Genomic DNA, 6,482 nt, shown 5'->3' with positions numbered 1-6,482 from the left:
AAACATACAAGCGATATACCCACTTACTGCCGTCGCCAGTCCGCATCCCATCCCACCCATTTCAGGAAACCCTAAAAAACCATGGATAAAAATAACATTCAGACAAGCGTTCATAATAACCAGTAGAAAGCTCACTAAAACAATAGGTTTTAGGGTACTATTCCCTTCACCCGTTATTCTATACATAAGCATATGAATAATACCTGGCATCCCAAGGCCAACAAACATTAAATAATTTCTCGTGATTAAACTGACCTCGTCATCTTGAATAAACCAAGTGACTGAAAAGGCTAATAGTTCAATGATTACGAATCCAATAATAGACAGCCAAAAAGCAACGTTTTTGGCATGTAAAAAGAGCTTTTGAGCCGCTATATGTGTATTGCCGTGATAAATGTTATTGGCATCGGCGTTATTGGTATCAACAGTATTGTTAAGGGCGGCAAATTTAGGAACAAAGACATATAACACACCCGTAAAAAAAAGAAAGACAGGTGTCCATATGGCACTGCCTAAACCCACGGCGGCTAGATCTTTATAATTATATTGTCCAGCAACCATCGCATCAACGATACCGAGCGAGGCTTGGCAAAGCTGTATGAGTATCAATGGAATAGCAAGCTTTAAAATAGGTTTAATGATGGTAGAGTTTGTCATTTTAAATAGGCTTCAAAAAATAAGGCGATAGGGGTTTATTACTAAATGCTGGGCGGATACCAGCTTTTATATTGGGTACTTATGCTGCGTTCTTATATACGGTTCGATATATCAGATGGTAGTTGTTGTATACTCAATGGCATAAGTGACTATTTGTAGCATCTCTTTGCACACCTCACGATTGTTAAAATAAAAATGACCGCCTGCAAAAACGTAACTTCCTAGCCAGTTTTCACTATAAGCTGACCAAGCATCCATTTTGGTCTTGTCAGCTATATCCGTGTCGTCATCGCCATATAATGCCAGTAGCGGCACGGTGGTCTTCTTTGGATTGTCTGCTAATAATCTATCGTTCACTAAAAAATCATTACGCAAAATACGTAAAAAGAAAGATAAGGTGTTTTTGTTGTCAAGAATTGCTTTTGGTGTGCCGTTATAATGCGTTAATGCCTCAATTAACTCCTCATCCGTTAATAAATGCTTGAGTGGCATATGCCGAGTATGCTGATAGCTTGGTCTACCACTGACGATAATGAGACTAAGAAAGGGGCGAGTAGACGCATCTAAATAATTAATGACTTTCCAGAGTAACGCTGCTCCCAAACTATGCCCAAAAAGTGCAAAAGAGTGCTGTCTTTTGCTAACGTCTCGATTGATATTTTCAGCGATTTCTTGGGCAAGAACGTCTGGACAATCGCATAATGGCGTGCTCATTTTAATACCATGGCCTGGATATTCTACTGGTATCACATTAAGATAGCTTGGGAGTAGTTTTTGCCAAGCGCTATACAACATAGAGCTACTCCCTGCTGGCGGTAAACAATACATATCATATGTCGTCATGCTTTCCTTTTGTACCCTACGTTTTTTATCATTGATGACGCCTTAAGCGCTTACCGGTGACGTATTTTGAGCGTTATAGAAAGTGTCCCGGTAGCAAAAATATAACATTGCCACTTTTTCGGGCATATCAAGCTCACCTTGAGGCTCATAAGACAAAGCGTTCAAGATCTTCGACATGGGTTTATTCTTGCTATCAGGCTCTACGATAACTTTACGAGCGCGACTGTTTTGGAATATAAAATCCGTTAGGCACCGTATAATGGGTTTAGCATAGCCTTTACCGACGACGTCCGTTTCTCCTAGTAGGATATGAAAGCCCATATCTGCCGCCTTAATATCATAATATAAACGGACACGATCTCGGGCCGCTTCATACACTTCAATGTACCCCACAGCCCTACCATTTATCGTTATGAAATAAAGCTTTTGATGGTCGTCTACAATCATCTTTTCATAGTAGGCCAGTAGTTTAGGCATCGGCTCATTTAATTGCCATTGCGGGATAACGTGTTCTTTATGCATCCAGTCATATATCAGTGGCATATCGTCGGGGTATTGAATTTGCCTTAGTCCATATACTGTGTCCGCTATTTTTTTTTCATAATTATTTGGCAATATTTGCGATAGGTTTGGCATATCAAGCTCTCTTTATTATAGTAAGGCTATTGTAATGCTTTGGGTAGAAAGTCTTGGAACGCTATTTTTTTCTCTACTTGATAATATTCTTCACCCAATATTTGGTTGATGATGATCGAGTTTCTATAACATCCCATGCCGAGATCCGGCACAGAGATACCATGAGAATACAAGCCAACATTTTGCACAAAGATAGTTTCGTCATCATCTATGCTATAGTTCCGAGCGATTTGATAACGCCCCTCCGTGTCATCTCTATTGATTTTTTCAGAGATAGAATGGATAAATTCTGGTGTTTTATATTCGTAGCCTAGTGCTAAAATCAGTGCTTGGGTATCCATCTTAAATTCTTTATTTAAATCTAGATGATTCAGTTGCAAGGAGAGTGTCTGGTCATTTTTTTTCTCTACATCGTTCAAGCGTACGTTAATGAGCATGTTGACATTAATCGGACTTTTTTTCGCTTTGATATGGTAATCCCCCCAATAAATAAGAACACTCATAAATAGAGAGTAACTGCTAGAATACATCAGCAGGAGAATCCTATGAAAAAGACACGCTTTAGCGACAACCAAATCGTCAACATCCTAAAACAAGCCGAACAAGGTGTCCCTATTACCGAGCTCTGCCGTGAGCATAACATCAGCCAAAGCACCTTCTACAACTGGCGATCTAAATATGGTGGTATGGACGCCACACTTATCAGCCGTCTTAAAGAGCTTGAAGTTGAAAATGCCCGCTTAAAGAAGATGTACGCTGATGAATGTCTTAAATCCGACATCCTACAGGATGCTATGTCAAAAAAGTGGTAGCGCCCCAAAGGCGCCGGCAGATGGCTTGTCACTATATTGAAGATCGTAGCATTAGCATACGCCGTGCTTGCCGTATCTTTAACATCAGCGTCACCTGTTATTATCACAAGTCGGTGGTAACAGATGAGAACCAGCAAATAGCGGACTTACTTATCAAACTGACTGATGAGAACAAGAACTGGGGCTTTGGCTTGTGCTTTTTAACCTTGCGTAATGTGCTAGGACTGCCGTACAACCATAAGCGGGTATATCGCATCTACTGCGAGCTTGAACTCAACCTTAGAATCAAGCCTAAGCGTCGCATTAAACGTGCTAAACCAATACCATTAGCAGTACCTGATAGGATTAACCAAAGCTGGAGCATGGACTTTATGCACGACGGCTTAACTGATGGCCGTGGCTTTAGACTGTTCAATGTCATTGATGATTACAACCGTGAGGCACTCACCGTTGAAGTCGACTTCTCGCTACCGGCCGGGAGGGTCATACGCAGTCTTAATCAGCTTATTGAGTACCGAGGCAAACCTGTGCAGATAAGATGCGATAACGGCCCTGAATACATCAACAATGCGCTCAAAGACTGGGCTGAACAGCAAGGTATCATCTTAAGCTATATTGAACCTGGCAATCCACAGCAAAATGCGTATGTAGAGCGCTTTAACAGAACCATGAGATATGATTGGTTAAATCAGGAGCTGTTTGATAATCTAGAGCAGGTACGCGCACAAGCAGAAAACTGGTTATACCATTATAATCATAAGCGCCCAAACATGGGCAATGGCGGTTTTACACCGATACAAAAACTCAATCAGGCAGCTTAATTCTATTTATTAGGTGTCTTAAGTTTGGGAGGGTTACCATACTTATTTTCAATTTTGGCTAAGAGTGGCTGATAGGGTATATCGCAGTGAGGACAATTTGTCTGCAATACCCTATGATGCTCATCACAGTAAACTGACCAAGCTAATCGCCATCGGAGCTTTAAATGAGACTTTTCATTGTCGGCCATACAATCAGGACAATATGGATGTCCAAATCTCCCATATAGATGTCTGCGTGATAGTGGGAGTGTCCACTTTAAAGCGCTAGAACTATGTGAAATCAATCCCTGTTCTCTAGCAAAGCTTGTCAAAGTCTGTTTGTTAAACCTATCAACCGTCGTTTCTGCCAATATAGCCATATCCTCGTGAACATCAGGCTTTACGTATTCAAACCCTTTATCAAAATCATATCGATCTAACCTGTCATTTACGTGTTGCCAATAAAACCCCATAAAGGTAGTAAGAGTACACTTCTGAGAAAGTGACGCCCTTATAATCCATGAGCCTACACTCTCACCCTCTAAAAGTGGGGTTGAAAAGGTCAAAGGTTTTATCCAATAATTGTGCGAATTCCTCTTTTTGGTCGTAACCATGATTTATCCTCAATAGACTTAATCGTAATTTCTTCTGTCCCGTTAATAATGGCCTCTTTAGCACACTCGATCATTAACCTTTTAACATTACCTATGCAGCCACCGCTAATGCTATGTATGAGATTGAGTTTTGTAGGCTCTATCAGATTAGAGGGATTTTTAAGAGGCAAAACATGCTCAAAAGTACTCACTAATTTTCTAAATTCTCTATCGTTCTTCCATAGCAGTAACTCTGCGACATCAAAACGACTAGCATGCTGTGGGTCAGTATGCAAGATTCGGACAGCATCCTTAGTCCCACTTAGTACAATTGGTATTTGAAGCTGATTACATAAGTATTTTATGGTATTCATGATTTGGCGTTGCTGTCTTGCTGTACCTGTGAGCATTGAATGAATCTCATCGATAACAATAATTTTCACTTGAGTCTCAAGTAAAGAATGCACAACTTGATAGCGAAATTTAGTTGTTGAGTTGGATATATTGTAAGGCAACGATAAGGCATCAATGAGAGCAACATATAAGTCCTTCTCACTTGCTGAAGGCGGTGCTTGAATAGAAATAACAGGGACTACTAGATTTAAGTCATCATCAATATAGCTATCACCAAAACGTTTCACAAACTGCTTAATGATAGTAGTCTTACCATTATTTGAATCACCAATAATCAATAAGTTCGGCATACGGTGCTGTTGCACCATGTTCATCAGACCTTGCATATTTTCAATGACACGATTTGCTTTATCGTAACCAAACCAACGTGGAGTATCGATAAACTTAATCCGCTCCTCGTTAGACATCGTAGCGATATGGCGGAATTTTTCATGTATGTGCTTATGCGGTAATTTGTTCATTATTCAATATCCTCAAAATAACCTAAACCACTGTCATCGATACCTGAAATAGCATTAGATTGATAAGTGTCAGAATTAGCATTTTTCGGCTCTTTCAATGGCTCATAAAGCTCTTGCGATTTAACGTGAGATTTTCGACGTTGTTCTTTTCTGCGCTCTGACTTCGTTATACTCTGCGACTCAGAAACAATTGATTTCATATCATCCCAAGCACGATAGATAAGCTCGTCATTAACAGTGCCAGAAGACTCTTTAACCTGCTTCTTAAGAAACTTGTACTCCCAAAGACTCATAGCTGGTGTTGCTTGATTTGCTAGTGGAACTGAAAAATAGCTTTTAAGTAATGGATCAAAGAACCAAACGTAACTTATGTCTCTTGGATCTTGTCTAAAGATAAATTTAGTTTTCTTCTGGCTACTTTTATCCTCTAGTTCATTCACGAAGGAGTTTAAGCATGGGTCATAGTAGATAAGTCCATCAATTTTGACGCCATAACGCTGAATGGTGCGCTCTAGGCTCGGCATAAAGTCTAAAGTAAGCGTTTGCGGATCGGATGGTATAGCAGGTAAACCTGTACCTGCCTCGTAATCATTGCCAAATATACCTATCTTCCATTTTTCGTTTGGTGTTGTTTCTAAAGCTGAGTGAGTCGTTTCGTGGTAAACCTTTGTGATATAGGTCAGTACCCATTGCTCAAATTCAGCCAATGTCATGGAAGCATTTTTCTCAGAATCGTAAATATCTCTTTCTTTGATATTAGAAAAAGTGGTTCCTGGTAATTCGTGAACCTTTTGCATTACGTTACCAATCAGTCTTTCAATGTGTCCACCAAACTCAGGTCTTGCTACTGGTCTAAATTCAAGTTCAATGCCATGAAACATACACGACTTGCGCAGACTTTCTGCTCTAAAATCTGCTCCATTATCAACATGTATTTTAGTGGGAAATCCAAACACATCCCAACTAGCATCTGTAATACCATGCTCTAGTAACAATTCTGTTTTAGGCAGAATACTACGTGATAAACACATACCGACTGAGGTAACAGAAGGCGGGTCAAGCGAGATGTAATAGCCTGTAACCATTCGACTGTACACATCAATCGCTAAGGTAATATATGGCCGTCCAATGGGCTTCCTATGTTTGTCATCAACAAGAATAATGTCAGCAGGAGTATGATCAATTTGGATAACGCTTAGAGGATAGTCAGCCCCAGGGAAGGTACCTGGCTTAGGCGTAAATTTCTGTTTTGCTCTCTTGCGAAAA

8 protein-coding genes are annotated in these 6,482 nt (G+C 40.1%); 1 reads left to right on the top strand and 7 read right to left on the bottom strand.

Annotated features, from left to right (window positions below):
* From ACT3QQ_RS13480 to ACT3QQ_RS13465, 4 genes are all read right to left on the bottom strand, one after another.
* Positions 1 to 657, bottom strand: a 657-nt coding sequence (locus ACT3QQ_RS13480; RefSeq protein WP_444528384.1) for an MATE family efflux transporter, incomplete at its 3' end; no start/stop codon positions are given.
* A 111-nt stretch (positions 658 to 768) separates the two neighbouring features.
* Positions 769 to 1,500, bottom strand: coding sequence for a thioesterase II family protein (locus ACT3QQ_RS13475; protein ID WP_060490650.1), 732 nt, complete (start codon positions 1,498 to 1,500; stop codon positions 769 to 771).
* A gap of 42 nt (positions 1,501 to 1,542) precedes the next feature.
* On the bottom strand, positions 1,543 to 2,136 hold the full coding sequence (locus ACT3QQ_RS13470) for a GNAT family N-acetyltransferase (RefSeq protein ID WP_192520251.1): 594 nt from the start codon (positions 2,134 to 2,136) through the stop codon (positions 1,543 to 1,545).
* A gap of 26 nt (positions 2,137 to 2,162) precedes the next feature.
* Complete coding sequence (locus ACT3QQ_RS13465) at positions 2,163 to 2,639, bottom strand: SidA/IucD/PvdA family monooxygenase (RefSeq protein ID WP_192523545.1); 477 nt, start codon at positions 2,637 to 2,639, stop codon at positions 2,163 to 2,165.
* 42 nt (positions 2,640 to 2,681) lie between these two features.
* On the opposite strand from ACT3QQ_RS13465, the gene ACT3QQ_RS13460 reads away from it, so the two are divergent.
* A protein-coding gene (locus ACT3QQ_RS13460) for an IS3 family transposase (RefSeq protein ID WP_444528383.1) occupies positions 2,682 to 3,769 on the top strand; the annotation gives its coding sequence in 2 pieces (ribosomal slippage) (positions 2,682 to 2,934 and positions 2,934 to 3,769; 1,089 coding nt in all).
* A 2-nt stretch (positions 3,770 to 3,771) separates the two neighbouring features.
* On the opposite strand, the gene ACT3QQ_RS13455 is transcribed toward ACT3QQ_RS13460, so the two are convergent.
* From ACT3QQ_RS13455 to ACT3QQ_RS13445, 3 genes are all read right to left on the bottom strand, one after another.
* Positions 3,772 to 4,362, bottom strand: coding sequence for a TniQ family protein (locus ACT3QQ_RS13455; protein WP_192520019.1), 591 nt, complete (start codon positions 4,360 to 4,362; stop codon positions 3,772 to 3,774).
* On the bottom strand, positions 4,320 to 5,216 hold the full coding sequence (locus ACT3QQ_RS13450; protein ID WP_192520018.1) for a TniB family NTP-binding protein: 897 nt from the start codon (positions 5,214 to 5,216) through the stop codon (positions 4,320 to 4,322). Before ACT3QQ_RS13450 ends, ACT3QQ_RS13455 begins: the two co-directional genes overlap by 43 nt.
* A partial coding sequence (locus ACT3QQ_RS13445; protein ID WP_444528382.1) for a transposase occupies positions 5,216 to 6,482 on the bottom strand: 1,267 nt, incomplete at its 5' end. The genes ACT3QQ_RS13450 and ACT3QQ_RS13445, both read right to left, overlap by 1 nt.

Origin of the sequence: Psychrobacter sp. AOP7-A1-24, from assembly GCF_052376235.1 — a bacterium.
Taxonomy (GTDB): domain Bacteria; phylum Pseudomonadota; class Gammaproteobacteria; order Pseudomonadales; family Moraxellaceae; genus Psychrobacter.
Note: the sequence above shows the minus strand (reverse complement) of the source record. Positions and strands in the feature narration are given on the sequence as shown.